The sequence below is a fragment of the Pedobacter nanyangensis genome (assembly GCF_003313505.1).
In the GTDB taxonomy this organism is placed as follows: Bacteria; Bacteroidota; Bacteroidia; order Sphingobacteriales; family Sphingobacteriaceae; genus Pedobacter; species Pedobacter nanyangensis.
This window is the reverse complement of sequence record NZ_QMHO01000006.1, coordinates 152,670-167,911: the sequence shown is the minus strand read 5'-3', so window position 1 is coordinate 167,911 and position 15,242 is coordinate 152,670. Positions and strand designations below refer to the sequence as shown.

General features: G+C 41.5%; 8 protein-coding genes. All 8 read right to left on the bottom strand.

Annotated features, from left to right (window positions below; all coding sequences use genetic code 11):
• Positions 1 to 22 precede the first annotated feature (22 nt).
• Positions 23 to 799, bottom strand: coding sequence for a carboxylesterase family protein (locus DUT71_RS12325; RefSeq protein ID WP_113662836.1), 777 nt, complete (start codon positions 797 to 799; stop codon positions 23 to 25).
• 189 nt (positions 800 to 988) lie between these two features.
• The gene (gene bglX, locus DUT71_RS12320) at positions 989 to 3,280 is read right to left on the bottom strand and encodes a beta-glucosidase BglX (protein ID WP_113662835.1); all 2,292 of its coding nucleotides are present in this window, start codon (positions 3,278 to 3,280) and stop codon (positions 989 to 991) included.
• A 10-nt stretch (positions 3,281 to 3,290) separates the two neighbouring features.
• The gene (locus DUT71_RS12315) at positions 3,291 to 4,616 is read right to left on the bottom strand and encodes a glucoamylase family protein (RefSeq protein WP_113662834.1); all 1,326 of its coding nucleotides are present in this window, start codon (positions 4,614 to 4,616) and stop codon (positions 3,291 to 3,293) included.
• 12 nt (positions 4,617 to 4,628) lie between these two features.
• Positions 4,629 to 6,302, bottom strand: a complete 1,674-nt coding sequence (locus DUT71_RS12310; protein WP_240186919.1) for a glucoamylase family protein — start codon at positions 6,300 to 6,302, stop codon at positions 4,629 to 4,631.
• Between the two features lie 71 nt (positions 6,303 to 6,373).
• Entirely contained in the window at positions 6,374 to 7,261 is an 888-nt protein-coding gene (locus DUT71_RS12305) for a LamG-like jellyroll fold domain-containing protein (RefSeq protein ID WP_113662833.1), read from the bottom strand.
• 11 nt (positions 7,262 to 7,272) lie between these two features.
• Positions 7,273 to 8,823, bottom strand: a complete 1,551-nt coding sequence (locus DUT71_RS12300) for a RagB/SusD family nutrient uptake outer membrane protein (RefSeq protein ID WP_113662832.1) — start codon at positions 8,821 to 8,823, stop codon at positions 7,273 to 7,275.
• 23 nt (positions 8,824 to 8,846) lie between these two features.
• Positions 8,847 to 11,870 (bottom strand): SusC/RagA family TonB-linked outer membrane protein, encoded by a 3,024-nt coding sequence (locus tag DUT71_RS12295; RefSeq protein WP_113662831.1) that lies wholly within the window; start codon positions 11,868 to 11,870, stop codon positions 8,847 to 8,849.
• 304 nt (positions 11,871 to 12,174) lie between these two features.
• Positions 12,175 to 15,069, bottom strand: a complete 2,895-nt coding sequence (locus tag DUT71_RS12290) for a two-component regulator propeller domain-containing protein (protein WP_113662830.1) — start codon at positions 15,067 to 15,069, stop codon at positions 12,175 to 12,177.
• Positions 15,070 to 15,242 lie beyond the last annotated feature (173 nt).

Genomic DNA, 15,242 nt, shown 5'->3' with positions numbered 1-15,242 from the left:
TTAATTTTTTTACGAAACTAGCTTATTTTTTGTGTGAAAGCAACCACGGCAATAATTCGGGTTCGGCAAAGGCATTATCCCAACTATTGTGGTTGGCTTTGAGGTAAACTGTAAATTTTGGGGTGTTTCCCAATTTTTTAAGTTCGCGATAAACGCCAAAGGAAAATTGCGGGGTAACCACATCATCTAAGCCTCCGTGGAAAATCCATAGCGGTACATGCTTATATTTTTTGGCGTTAAGCACATTGTCGCCCCCACAAATGGCAAATGCTGCGGCAAAGGTTTTTGGTTTTCTTCTTAATATTTCAAAAGTGCCCATGCCCCCCATGGATAGGCCGCCTACATAAATTTTACCGGGGTCAACAAAGCTGTTTTTAAAATAGCTATTGGTTAACTGAAGTAATAAGTTCATGGCTTTGGTAGGCTTACCGCCTTTTACAAAGGTGAAGAAACGCTTAGTGTTTACCGTATCAATTGCTACATTGGCCCAATAGCTGTTGGAGGCACATTGTGGAAAAATGGTAATTACTTCGTAGTTATTCCTGAAGTTTTCGTTTAAAAAGAGCTTGCCACCATTGGCCAATTGTTTTTCATTGTCGCTGCCACTTTCTCCTCGGCCGTGCAGGAAAAGGATCACGGGATATTTTTTCTGGCTATCAAAGTTTTTGGGGTAAAGGATTCGATATTTCAGGGTATCACCGTTGGTTACAAATACTTCCTTTTTGTATAAGGAAAGATCTTGCGCAAAGGCGGCGATACTCAGGGAAAATAATAGGAGGACTGTACTTATTCTTTTCATATTATGTTCAATTTACGTCATTATTCCTTTAACGTCATTTCGATAACCTACTCCGTCATTTCGACGAAGAATGAGGAGAAATCTAGCAACTTTATAGCATTTCGTTAGATTCTCTCCGTGTTTGAAATGACAGGATTTGCTTAGACTTACGAAGTTTCAAAAACTTCGTAAGTCTTTAAAACGTTCAAACTACTTCACTAATTTAAAATCAACTTCTTTAACATCCCTGGAATTGGTGCCAATAAAGGCTTTAAAATCTCCTGCTTCTGAAACAAATTTAAGCTCGTTGTTGTAAAATCTCAACATTTCTTCCGAGATGGTGAAGCTCACGTTTTTGGTTTCGCCAGGCTGAAGGCTGATTTTTTGGAATCCTTTCAGTTCTTTTACGGGTCTAGTGCTTGTGCCTACTAAATCGCGAATATACAGCTGAACCACTTCTTCGCCTGCTCGGTTGCCGCTATTGGTTACGGTAGTGCTTACTGTTATTTTTTGTCCAGGTTTAAAGCTGTTGTTGCTGATCTTGATATCGCCATAGGTAAAAGTTGTATAGCTCAAACCATAGCCAAATGGATATAAAGGCTCGTTGCTCACATCTAAATAGTTAGAAAGAAAACGAGTGAACCATTTATTGCTGCCCAGCGGGCGGCCAGTCATTTTATGTGCATAGTACAACGGAATTTGACCAACGTTTTGAGGGAAAGTCATGGTGATTTTTCCCGAAGGATTAGCGTCACCAAACAATACATCGCCAATGGCATGGGCTGCTTCTACACCACCAAACCAAACGTTCAGAATGGCGGGGACATTTTGTTGCTCCCAAGTTAGGGTCATTGGCCGGCCTGCAAACAGCACCAAAACTACTGGCTTGCCAGTTTGTAATAAAGCCGCTAACAATCTTCTTTGGGTATCCGGAATGCCAATATCGGTACGGCTTGAGCTTTCGCCGCTCATTTCAGAAGCTTCGCCTAAAGCAGCAACCACTACATCGGCCTTTTCGGCAACTTTTACGGCTTCAGCGATGATTTCGCTTTCAGGTCGGTTATCTCTTGGGATATCACGTCCGTGGGCAGTGCCCCAAATTTGTTGGTTAGGATCGCCGATAAGGTTAGAACCTAAAGCATGCAATATTTTCACGTCTTTACCCGCTACGGTGGTTAAGCCTTCCAATAGGGTGGGAATACGGGAAAAATCAGCGTTTACGCTCCAGGTACCAGGCATGTTTGATCTGGTATTGGCCAAAGGGCCTATTAGTGCAATGGTGCCTTTTTTCTGTAATGGAAGGGTTTGGTTTTCATTTTTTAACAATACAAATGTTTTGGTAGCTGTTTCACGGGCAAACTTTAAGTTGTCGGCAGTCAAAATTTCTTTGGCAGCCCTTTCTTCACTACAATATTTGAACGGATCGTCAAACAAGCCTAATTTGTATTTTGCTTCCAGAATCAAACGGCAAGCGTTGTTGATTTGGGTAATCGATACTTTACCTTCTTTTAATGATTGGCTAAGTGTGGTTAAAAAACCTTCGCTTACCATATCCATGTCAGTACCGGCTTTTAGGGCCAAGCCCGATACTTGTTTTAAATCGCCTAAACCGTGTGGCACTAGCTCGCTCACGCCAGTATAATCTGAAGCTACAAAGCCTGTAAAGCCCCACTGTTTTCTAAGCAAATCTGTCAATAACCATTTGTTGGCTGTGGCTGGTACACCGTTAATGTCGTTAAAAGAAACCATTACACTTCCGGCACCAGCGTCTATAGCCGCCTTGTATGGCGGGAGGTACTCGTTGTACATCCGGTCTAAGCTCATGTCGGTGGTATTGTAATCTCTACCGCCTTCAGCAGCACCGTATAAGGCCAAGTGTTTTACACAGGCCATCATGGTGTTTACCGCTTTAAGGTCGTTGCCTTGGTAACCTTTCACCATGGCTTTGGCAATGGCCGAACTCAAGAAGGGATCTTCGCCATTTCCTTCGGCTACACGGCCCCAACGTGGGTCACGAGATAAATCTACCATTGGCGAAAAAGTCCAGTTTAAACCATCGGCAGTAGCTTCTGTAGCGGCCACTCTTGCCGTTTTTTCAATTAAGGCCATGTCCCAGCTGGCTGCTAAAGCCAATGGGATAGGGAAGGTTGTTTTATAACCATGGATCACATCTTGTCCAAAAATCAAAGGGATTTTCAGTCGGCTGCGCATGGCAATTTCCTGTGCTTTGCGGATTTTTTGAGGGGTGGTTAAACTAAAAATGCCCCCAACATTTCCTTTGGCAATTTTAGATTCTACGCCAGTACTTACTGCGGCTCCAGTGGTAGCTTCGCCCCCCGTAACCAGGTTCAGTTGTCCAATTTTTTCATCTACCGTCATTTTAGCCATGAGGTTTTTGACAAAAGCATCCATTTTCTGTTTCTCGGTAACAACTGTTTTGGCTTTTTGTGCAAAAGCAGGTAACGTTAAGGCTGCGGCAAATGCTATAATGATTTTCTTCATGCTATAATCTCTATTTTGAATAGGTAAAACCTAGTTTTGTTAATCCGGTTTGTATTTCTGGTGCGCTCATGAAAAGTTTCCATAACAGGCCAGTCCGGCCGTTTTCTATCATCACTACAATAGGCCCCTGGTCAATGCCGATGTATCTTTTTGGGTACCAGTTGGCGGTTTCGCTGTAGGCGTCGTAAAATCCAAATTCGCCCCAAACTTTGTCTTTCATATCTTCATACAAATGTCTGATGACCTGCATACTTTCTTTTGGTGCATAAGGATATGACGATAGCGCTGCCGTTGGGCTGATTACGCCAAAATCTTCATTGGGCATGTGTGCCGCATAACCTTTTACAGAATAGCTGGCCGTTAAGCCCCAGGAGTTTTTACCGTAGCCTTTGAAACCTTTCGGGTTGGCTATAGCGTAATCGTAGTTGATAAGGGTATGACTTCTGTTTTCTTCCCAATAATCAGCGTATTTGTCTTTCAAACCTTTTGGATTTAAGCCCAAATAAGAATAATGTGCCCAAAAAAGAGGTCCAACACTTTCGCCTACTACGTTGTGTTTTAACTTCACGGGATGTCCGTATAGGGAAATATTGGTGTTAATGGCACCGTTTTTTGCCCAACCTTGATGATAAACTTCTGGAGGTACGCCGTGCGTAGGAGAGCAAGCCGCCATAATGTAGGTGATCAAGCACTCGTTATAACCGGTAATGGCAAAGTTCATTTTCCAGCCAGCGTTTGGCGACCAATGCCAGTACAGTACGTTTTCATTATCTTTTCGGTAGAAATTCCAGTCGATGCCTTTCCACAGTTCATCCGCTTTTTGGGCCAAGGCTTTCTCTTGTTCGTTTCCGTTGGCATAGTACTGACGTACACAAACCAGTGCCTGTGCTAAAAATGAGGTTTCTACCAAATCGCCAGCATCATCGTTTTTTCCAAATGCCTTTGGTTTGCCGCTTGGTAACATCCAGTGTGGCCAAACGCCATGAAATCTATCGGCCTTTGCCAAAAAATCAATTCCTTTTTTAAGGTGGGCATAACCTTGTTGGCGGGTAATGAACTTGCGCTCAATGGCCACAATGGTACCCATAATGCCGAAACCACTGGCACCCGTGGCAATTACATCTTTATCGTTTTGTGGGTAGATGTTATCAGTGTGATAACGTTCCCTGGAAAGGCCCGAAACAGGTTCGGCCCCTTCGTAAAAATACTTGTATGTTTGTTTTTGTACCAAGGTGAGTAATTCGTCGTCGGTAAGTTTCTTGGTTTGATTGCTGGTTTTACTGACCGAGCAGCTACCTAAAAGGGCAATGATGGGAATAAAGTACTTTAATTTCATTTGTGTGTGTATTTATAGGTTTGGGCTCGAAAAACCGAGCGATTTCATTCCTGTTTTAATTTCTGGAGCGCTCATGAAAAGGTTCCATAATAATTTGCTTCGATGGTTTTCAATCATGATGATGATTGGGCCTTGATCGATGGCCAAAAATGAGCTGGCAAACCAAGGATCGTTGAGGCTAAAGGCATCGATAAAGCCGTATTCTTTCCAGAGCTTATCGCCCAATTTATAATAAAAGAACTTAAGGGCAGCCATAGACTGCGTTGGCGTATATGGAAACGAAGCTAATGCAGCGGTAGGTGCAATAACACCACGGTCATTGGTGGGCGAACTAGCCGTGTATCCTCCGGGAATATCGCTGGCGGTTAGTCCCCAACAATTTGCGCCATAGCCGTTGTGGTTTGCTGGGTTGGCTACGCAGTAATTGTAATTGATCATGGCGTGCGCCTTATTCTGGGTTTCGTAATTGGCATAAACATCACTTAATCCGTTGGGGTTAATGCCTAAGAAGGAATATTGTGAAAGGAACAAAGGCCCACCGTTTGCACTGCCCAGTGGGAGTTGTACACCGTAATAGGTGTTGCCATTTTTCATGGCACCATTTCTGGCCCAGCCTTCATCGTAAACATTTTTGGGAATGCTGTGGGTAGGGGAAGAAGCCGCAAGCACATAGGTGATTAAACATTCATTCCAGCCCTGTATTTTAAGGTTCATGTCCCAGCCGTAATTAGGGCTCCAATGCCAAAATAACGAGTTGGTACCATTACGGTACCAATCCCATTCTACCTGGTTGTATATGTTGGTAATGTCATTTCTTAGGTTGGTTTCGGCAGCGGAACTGCCGTCGAAATATTGGCGAGCGGTTAAAAGGCCTGCCATCAGCAGGGAAGTTTCTACTAAATCGCCCCCGTTGTCTTTGGTACTAAAGGCGATGGCTTTTCCGGTGTTGCCATCTATCCAATGTGAGTAAACACCATGGAAACGATCGGCTGTTTTGAGGAAGTTTACGATTTGTTGGGTTCTGGCCAGTCCATCGGCTCTGCTGATAAAATTACGGTGAATGCCCGTAATTAAGGCCATTACGCCAAAACCGGATCCTCCGGAGGTAACGGTGTTGCCGGAAGTGTTTCTTTCTCTGGCCATGCCACTAGCGGGGTGGGCAAAATCCCAGAAGTATTTAAAGGTTTGTTTTTGAACAAGGGTAAGGAGCTCGTCGTCACTTACTCTTGGAAATTTATCGGTATCATCTAAGCCAGAGACGAGGGTGATGTTCACAGGGTTGATCAGTCGGCCACCGCCAGCTGATTTGAGCTGATCGTTTACGGCAAGTTCGTAACTGCTAAACGAAGAGAGGTTGTTTTGAGGGGTAATGCTGACAATTTTATTGCCGTTTTCATAGGTAACGGCTAGGGGCAAATTTGCTCCAGAGGCATCTTTTAATAAAATGCCACCGTTTACCGTAGTGGTATTGATGGCTTCGGTAAAGGTAAATTTAATTACCGGTTTGAGAGGAAGATTGGTGTATTTAAGGCTGCCGTTGTTTGCTCCATTTACCGTAAAATGTAAAGAAGTATCGGTATTGGTAGGTTTATTGGTATTGCTTTTTTTGCAGGAAAATAGAACGATGATGCCTAAACAAAAACATAAAAATTGATGGATAAAGGGTAACGTTCTAAGGTGGTTCACAACAAAAAGGTTTATAAAGGGTTTCAAGAAAAAGGCACAGCGTAGCACTGTGCCTTGATGTGTTTTAATGGTTATTTACCTGCTTTGCCTAAGTTGTAAAGTGCTTTTGCAATGGCATCTGGCATAAATCTGTTGTAGATTCTTACCTCGTCAATTACACCAGTCATTGGGGCATAAGCTACATCGGCATTCACCGTTTTTCCTGGGATAAGGTTATAGTTAGCGCCAAAAATTAGCTCGTTAGGCTCGTAAGACTTGAAAAGATTGTTTCCTACGCCTCTATCAGAGAAACTACCCACATTCACACCGTTTGCTACAATGTTAAATCTTCCTGTTAAACCATTGTAGGCAATCACCAGGTGAACCCAATTATCATTACCAATTTTAGGAGAAGTGGTATTGTTCAAGTTGTCTTGAGTACCTCCACCTACAGTTGCAAAAATAGGTTGAATACCAATAAAATCTAAATTGCTCGCTGGCCTTGCTTGCGTATTTAGGTTAATGTTCAAGTTCCCTTGAAGCAGGCCTGGTCTGGCAATAGTCAATAACATGGTACGTTTGGTACCATTGTTTAATATTTTGATCCATTGACTGATGGTGAAGCTTTTGAAGGCATCTGTTTTAAAGGCATTAAATTGTGTGCCGTAGTAAACATATCCCGAATTTAAATTCAAGGCTTTCCCTTTGAAACCAGCCACAAAGGTATCACCACTTTTTAAGGTTGGTGCTGTATTAGAAAGCTTTTCATTATAGGTGTCGTCAAAAGTAAAATAGGCAACCATATTTTCTTTGAAAACATCTTCGGTAGTTCTAAAACCGTCGATGGTGCCTTCGTAATCTGCTGGACTAACTTCAGGCAGATTGTTTGGGTTTCCATCTTTTTTACAAGCAGAAAAAACTGTGCTTGCTAGCGCTAAAGCTATAAAGCAACCCTTTGTATATATATTTGAAAATTTCATATGCGTAATGATTAATAGCCCGCGTTTTGGGTTAACTTATTAGGTTCTTTACTTAGATCTATCTGCACAATAGGAATTGGCATTAACACGTCGCGGAATTCAGCAAAATTAGGTCTGTTTGCGGCAGCCATTGCTGTTCCAGAAATTCCCCATCTTACCAAGTCAAAGAAACGCTCGTGTTCCATTGCCAGCTCTACTCTTCTTTCTTGACGGATGGCTTGTCTCAATTGTGCTTGATCTACAAAAACAATGTCGGCTAATGTTCCCGCTGGGGCGCCTTGTCTTGCTCTTGCCCTCACACTATTTAAGGCGTTTGTTGCTGCGGTAAAATTTGCTGTGCCACCTACTTCATTAGCTGCTTCTGCGTACATTAATACCACATCGGCATAGCGTAAAATCCTAATGTTCATCCACCATCCAAATCTGTTGCCTATTGAGGCTCTTCTGGCTGGATTAGTATATACTTTATGGTTGTAAATAGGGTTTTGCCAAGTGGTGGCTGTAGCATCGCCATATACTGTTCTGTAAGTGGTAGTGGCTGTACTTCTGTATAGGAAAGTTCTGGCTTTACGAGGATCGTTAGGCTCGTAGGCGAGGTCTAATGTAGTGTTTGGTACGTTGAAGCCATCTCCAAGGTTCCAATCGCCAGTAGCTCTAACTCCTTGATTTGCGGTGTACTGCACACCGTTAGCCGTTGGAATAGCAGCGGTTGCTGTTGCTTGTACTTCAAAAACGCTTTCTTTGCTGTTTTCCCCTTCTTCCTTAAAAATTTCACTGTAAGGAGTATTTAGGTTGTATTGGCCGCTGGTCATTACTAAGTTAGCTGCAGCCATTGCTGCGCCCCATTTTTGTTGGGTTAAATAAACTTTAGCCAATAAACCATTAGCTGCACCGCTGGTCGCACGTCCAACAAAGCGAGGGTCCCAAGTAGGAGGGAGATTAGCTGCTGCAAATTGCAAGTCACTTTCAATTAAAGCATACACTTGGGCCGGAGTACTCTGCGGTACGCCTGCTTGCCCAGGAGATTGTGGTTTGGTAATGAGAGGGATTCTACCAAAAAACCTTACCATGTTAAAGTAAGCATATGCCCTTAAAAATCTTGCTTCTGCCTGAGATTGGAGTTTGTTTGCATCAGTTGCAATAATCTCTTTATTATTCTCTACTTGATTTAGTACAATATTACATTTGTCTATCATGCCATAATATTCCACCCACATTCCATTGATGATGCCATTAGCAGGTGAAAGCGGAAAAGTCTCAAAGGTTTGTACGTTTGCACCGCCATCGCCAGGAGAACTACCAATATCAGCGTCATCACTTCTTACTGAAGTAGAAAGAATGAAGCCAAACGAATGCACTCCGTATGCTCTTAAGCTTTTATAGGCCGCAAAAATATATTGGTCATAGGGACCAGAACCTCCCGGGTAAGGATAGTCTTCATCGGTATACTGTCCTTGTCTTTGTGTATCTAGAAATTTTTTACAGCTAGAGATTGATGCCATAAGCGCTATCGCTAGACAGGCTACACCAATATTCTTTGTTGTTTTATATAATGTTTTCATTTTTCAAAAATTAATTACGGTGGTTAAAAAGTTACATTTAATCCAAAAGAGTAAACGGCTGGCACTGGATAAATCCCATTATCGGCACCGCTTTGAAGAATGTCATTTATTTGAGCTTCAGGCGTATATCCTGTTGCTTTTGTCCATGTTTTAATATTTTGTCCACTGATGAAAAGGCGTAATTTCTGTACGCCAATGCTCTTCATGGCCGCATTGGCAAACGCATAACCTAATTGTACGTTACGGATACGGAAATAATCACCAGGTTCTAAAAAGTAGCTACTAAATAAATAGTTGTTTGCACGGTTTCTGTTGATAATTGGTTCAACATTGCTAGTGCCTGGAGCAGTCCAAGCGTTTAATCTGTTGGTTTCATAATTTAACACGGCGAAACTTCCTGTGCGGCGCTGGGTATAAATGTGGTTTCCTGCCACACCTTGGCCTTCAATCGCTAGATCGAAGCCTTTGTAGCTCATGGAAAGGTTAAGGCCGTAGCTATACGGTGGAAAAGGCGTGCCTAAGTAGGTTCTGTCTGCTGCGGTAATAACCCCATCACCATTGGTGTCCTGAAAAGCAATATCACCAGGGGCAGAGTCGGGGAAGCCGGCCATTCTTGCCACATCGGCAGAACTTTGGTAAATACCGATTTGCTTATAGCCATAAAAGTAACCAACAGATTTTCCTGATTCCGTAACGTTGGTCCCACCCCTAACAATTTGGAAGTTCGACGTGTTACCGATGGAGTTAACCACATTTTTATTGTAGCTGAAATTACCAGTAACATTGTATCTGAAGTCGGACCCAATTACATCATTCCATCCTAAACTGATCTCTACACCTTTATTGGTAAGCTTACCTAAATTGGTAAAATAGTTATCAGCTACGCTTGGTAAGATTATTTGACTAAGAATTCCGTCAGTAGTTTTGTTATAGTAAGTTAGTTCTGCACTTAGTCTGTTGCTAAGCGCTCTTAATTCCAAACCTACATCAATGCCCTGTACAATTTCAAAGCGTAAATTTGGATCTGGAAGGTAAGCGTTTACGATAGAAGGATATACGTTATTTCCGAAAATCGCCGACTCGCCTGTACTTAATGCTAGTTGGTAAAGATTTGGATCTATCCCATTAGAGTTGCCTAATCTGCCCCAAGCGGCACGGAATTTTAAGAAATCAATGCCTTTGATATTGTCTTTGAAGAAACTTTCTTCACTAGCAACCCATCCCAAACCAACGCTACCAAAGGTTCCCCACCTGTTTTTTGGCGCAAACCTAGAGCTTCCGTCTCTTCTAATCGTTGCATTTAATAAATATTTGTTGTTATAGGCATAGCTTATTCTGGCAAAACCACCAGCGTTGGATTCTTCATTTCCTCCACCACCATTGAAAGTTGGATTATTTTCATTGATGATGTTGTTGGATAGATACCAAAATTTAGGATCAAATGGTACATTTAAAGTAGTATCTCTGCGAGACCCATTTAATGAAGTGCTTGACATAAAGACCGTGGTGAAACCAACTACTGCATCAATTCTATGCCCACCTTTAAGTTCTTTGCTGTAGCTTAAAGTATGGTCTTGTTGGTACTTTCTGCTTTCGAAAGTGTTTTGAGCGATTTCAGTTCTTGCAAATTTATCATATTGTGTTTCTGTCGCATTGGTACCTTCTCCAAGGCGAATGAAACTGAAAGGTAGTGGCTTATAGCTACGAGCATTGTTGAAGCCCAAATCGGTATATACCGTAGATTTCCAAGTGAAATCTTTTAGAAATTTAACCTCTGCATATAAACTTCCGTTAAATCTGTAGCCTCTGTTTATTGACGTATTTCTGTTACGGTTCATTTCTGCCACAGGATTAAGTACTTGTGTTTGAAATGAAGGCATTAGGTAATAGGTATTGTCGTCGGCCTGTATAGGAGCTATTGGTGCTGCCCAAATTGCACGGTTTAATGTAACTGAGGTAGGCTGGTTTCTCCAATGGAAACCTGTAATGTTTCCGCCAACTTTAATGTTATTGTTTATTCTGATTTCTTCGTTTAAGCGGGCAACAAACTTTTTATAGTTGTTGTATCTAACTACTCCATCTTGATTGTTGTAGCCAATATTCAATAGGGTAGTCGATTTTTCTCCACTGTTTGAAATCGTTAACGAATTGGTATTAATGGTTGCATTGCGAAGTATTTGATCTTGCCAATCTGTATTTGCGGTGAAATTGGTATAGTCAAAAGGAGGTAGGCTCGCGTTTGCCAGTTGCGCAGAATATAGTTTCTTAAATCCGTCTGCATCTACAACGTCTATACGGTTAGCCACATGCTGTACACCCACTGTGCTTTGAAAGTTTACTGTAGTTTTTCCTTTGGCTGCTCTTTTGGTAGTAATGGCAATTACCCCATTTGCTCCCCTTAATCCGTAAATAGCTGTTGACGATGCATCCCTTAATAGGTCAATACTTTCAATGTCATTTGGATTTAAAAAGTCGATGTTGTCTTGTAGCAAACCATCTACTACATATAAAGGATCGGCATATTTGGTACTTGAAACACCTCTTAAGCGCACTATTGGACTGGCGCCTGGTGCACCAGAATTGGCTACGGTCATTCCCGGAACCTTACCTTGCAAAGCAGCAATTGGATTGGTTACCGTAAATTTCTCAATATCCTCTCCCTTAACACTCGAAATAGAGCCTGTTACATCTGCTTTTTTCTGAGTTCCGTAACCTACCACTACCACTTGCTGCAAATCGTTAGCTGCAGGTAATAAAGTTACGTTAATGTTGGGCCTGTTGTTCACAGGGATTTCTTGATTGGCAAAGCCAATAAATGAAAACACCAAGGTAGCGTTTGCTGGTGCGCTAATGGTGTAACTTCCGTCTGCATTAGTTTGTACGCCGTTTGTAGTGCCTTTGATCATGATGCTTACCGAGGGGATCGGGAGGTTTTGGTCATCTTTTACCACACCCTTAACTGTAACGTTTTGGGCAAAGGCAACGTCTGATAATAAAAGCAAACAAAAACAAGCTAAAACAGAGAGTTCTGTAAAGATTTTTTTCATACCGTTGATTTAATATTTGATTATTTGAACACACAGTCAGTGGGAGACATTTTGCGGTGCTACTCCCAGAATTGACTACACGAATGTTGAACTTTTGTTTGGTATGAACAACAAAAAGTACTTGCACATTACTACATCAAGTGTGGTGTTGTGGTTATCTCAGGCTTGGCTTTTACCGCTGTTTTTATTGCTTAAACAGCGGTTTTTGTTTGCTTATTTGGGAAAATGGCACTACTACATGGACAAGGTTTTTGGCATTTTTTAGGCCAAACAAAAAAGTGGTGTGAGAGGTAATGATGTAGTGCTAAATCTCGATGAGAAACTCGGTGAGGTTCTTATCGTGAGGTACCGCCAATTTTTTACGCAAACGATACCGGCGTATTTCTACGCCCCTTACGGAGATATTTAACAGCGAAGCCATCTCCTTACTGCTCATGTTCATGCGTAGGTAAGCGCAAAGTTTGAGATCATTTGGAACCAGGTCAGGATGATTGGCTTTTAACTTTTTAAAGAAACTTTCATGCGCCTCGTTAAAACTATTTTCGAACAGGTTCCAATCTCGTTCGTCGTTCATGCCGTCATCAATAATTTTTTGGATTTTGCGCAATTGGTCGTCCTGTGGTTTTTGATCTTTATTGTCTTTAAGTTTATATAGCTCTTGGCTTATTTTTTGCAGTAGCTCGTTTTTGTAAACCAGGCTCATGGCTGAGTTGGCCAGTTCTCGGCTTTTTCCGGCCAGTTCGGCATGCAGCTGGTCTGTTTGCAATTTGGCAATTTGCTTTTCGGTAGCTTCGGCTTCTTTTTTTAGATATTCCTCTTTTTCCTTTTGCAGTTTGTCGGCTATTTTTTGCCGGTCTTTTTTAAGTTTTGCCTCGTATATTTTTTTACCTACAATAAGCCCGATAATGACACAGATAAAATAGAAAGCCCAGGCCCAATTACTGGCGTACCAAGGTGCCAGGATAACAATTTTTACCAAACTGATTTCGCTAATGGCACGGTCGTCAATTTTAGCACGTACTTTGAAAACATAAGTGCCGTTGCTTAAATTGGTAAAATCTTTTTGCGTAGCCGGGCTCCATTCCGACCATTGTTTGGAAAATCCTTCTAAATAGTATTGAAATTTGATTTTAGACAGGCGGTAATAAGGCAGCGCAAATGAAATCCTGATACTGTTTCTTGAAAATGGGATTTCTATTTCCTCCTGGCTATCTACGTTTTCTGTGATAAGACTGTACCTATCGGTAATATCTTCAATTTTACCAATCAATACGTTGGGCAATTTTGCCGAAGATTTCATGGATGTAGCTAATGCATCGTTATAAATGGCGAAACCATCATCAACACTTATCAGGTAAAGGTTATTGCTGATTTGGCTGATGTTCTCATAGTATTGAACCATACGGCCATCTAAAATGTTAAAACGGTTTGAGTCGATCGATATTTTTCCAGGTTCGCTAAAGCTGGCCAAGCTCATGCGGCCGTGGTTAATGAACCAATATTTGGCGTTTCCCGCTTTGATAATCTTATTGGAGGTGCTAAAATTTCCCAGTTTATTGTTTAATGCGTAGTATTTGCTAAAGCGGTCGTTGATATCGTCATATACGTAAAAGCCAGAATCGGAAGAAAAAACTACGTTGTTTTCAAGATTAAAGGCATTGATGTTAAAACTACTGGGCAGCCCATTTTTTTCATCGTAGTATTTTATTTTTACTGCTTTTTTGAGGTCGTTGCTTACATTAATACGATAAAGCCCTTGGTAGGCGTGGCTTACCCAGATATTTCCTTTATGGTCCTGCTCTACATAACGAGAGGGTTCGCCAAAACCTTCAATGCGGTGGCTAAAGCCCCAATGGTTGTTAGCATCTTTAAGGTAAATGCTTAGCCCTGTATAGGTTCCCTGAATCAAACCGTTGGGATTGCTTTTCAGTTTTTTGAGGGTCCAACCTCCATTGATATTTGATATTTTTTCAATTCTGTCGCCAACTATCGAAAAGGTTCCGTTATTGTGTCCGCAAATGAGCTGGTTATCTATCCTGCTTAAATCCCATACCTGCCCCTGTGAATTGGGAATTAACTTAAAATCAAAGTTTCCTGCGGCGTTATTGCTCCAGTTACCGTAAAATAAACCCTGGTTGGTACCCAGGTAGATTTTGTTTCCAAATATCAGGCTTGAATAAACCGTGCCAAATTTTCCGGTCTTATCAAAATAAAACGATAGGGGCGAGTTGAGCTCAATGCGGTCGATGCCATTGTCGAGGCCAGCCCAAAGATTGTCCTCGTTATCGTTATAAATGCTAAGTACGGTATTGTTTTGTAGGCCACTCGTTTTGTTAATGGTTTGGATAACGTTTCCGTTTTCGTCAATAATGACAATGCCATTTAAAATGGTACCAAAAGCATAATAGTTTTTTAGTAGCCTGGCACCATTGTTCAATTGGTATGTTTTCAGATAGGAGTTGGCTCCATTGGCAAATGGGCTGAACGTTTTTCCGTCATATAGAAACAAACCGTTTTTACTGGTGCCAATTAAAAATTGATTGTTTTTGAATGGCAAAATGCAAAGTACGCCTGTTTTGTCTAATATTTCGCTGCCTTCTAACTTTACAAGCTGTTTGTCCTTTAGTTCAAATAGCCCTTTTTCAATCACTTCGGCAAACAATCTGTTGCCCACCTTATGCAGGAATAGCAGGTTATTAGCAGGCTTTATCACGGTTATTTTTTTGTTCTCATAAACAAAAATGTGTGAAAACGTTTGAAAGTAAATTTTTTTGCCGAGGGTGTATATTTTCCAAACTTCGCCAGTAAGTTGTGCCGTTTTGGGAAGCAATTTAATTAAGGAAGTATAGCTGAGTTTTTTGTTTCGATAGTCCCAATAACCAAATTCGCCAAAGCCGCCGGTATAGATAAGGCCGTCGCTGTTTACCGCTACCGATCTTACGATTTGCTTGTTGGGTAGTTCGTGTTTTTCCCAGTAGCGGCCATTGAAGCTTAATAAACCGCTGGAATTTCCAAAATACATAACTCCTTTTTGATCTTTGGCAATAGACCAGTTTTGGTTGCCTGCGGCATACGACGATTTATGGAAATTTTGAACATAGGGAACCCCGATTCTGGGAATATCGTTGGCCGCTAAATCTTTAAGGCAAAAAAAATAGAGGGTTAAAAGAAAGGAAATTGTAGACAGGTTAAGCTTCATGCAGAAGGTGTTGAATATTGCAATAATGACAAAATAAAAAAATAAAAGGAAACATCGCTGCTTGAAGCTAAGATAGGCTTGTGAAATCTCTGAAATTTGGTAAGTCTCGCTTAAAAACGGCAAGGTTTATATGAGTAAATCATAAAAAAAGCTACCCTAATTTGGATAGCTTT

Coding starts and splice junctions, on each gene's coding strand:
- DUT71_RS12325 (WP_113662836.1), bottom strand. CDS start 799: ATGAAAAGAATAAGTACAGTCCTCCTATTATTTTCCCTGAGTATCGCC.
- bglX (WP_113662835.1), bottom strand. CDS start 3,280: ATGAAGAAAATCATTATAGCATTTGCCGCAGCCTTAACGTTACCTGCT.
- DUT71_RS12315 (WP_113662834.1), bottom strand. CDS start 4,616: ATGAAATTAAAGTACTTTATTCCCATCATTGCCCTTTTAGGTAGCTGC.
- DUT71_RS12305 (WP_113662833.1), bottom strand. CDS start 7,261: ATGAAATTTTCAAATATATATACAAAGGGTTGCTTTATAGCTTTAGCG.
- DUT71_RS12300 (WP_113662832.1), bottom strand. CDS start 8,823: ATGAAAACATTATATAAAACAACAAAGAATATTGGTGTAGCCTGTCTA.
- DUT71_RS12295 (WP_113662831.1), bottom strand. CDS start 11,870: ATGAAAAAAATCTTTACAGAACTCTCTGTTTTAGCTTGTTTTTGTTTG.
- DUT71_RS12290 (WP_113662830.1), bottom strand. CDS start 15,069: ATGAAGCTTAACCTGTCTACAATTTCCTTTCTTTTAACCCTCTATTTT.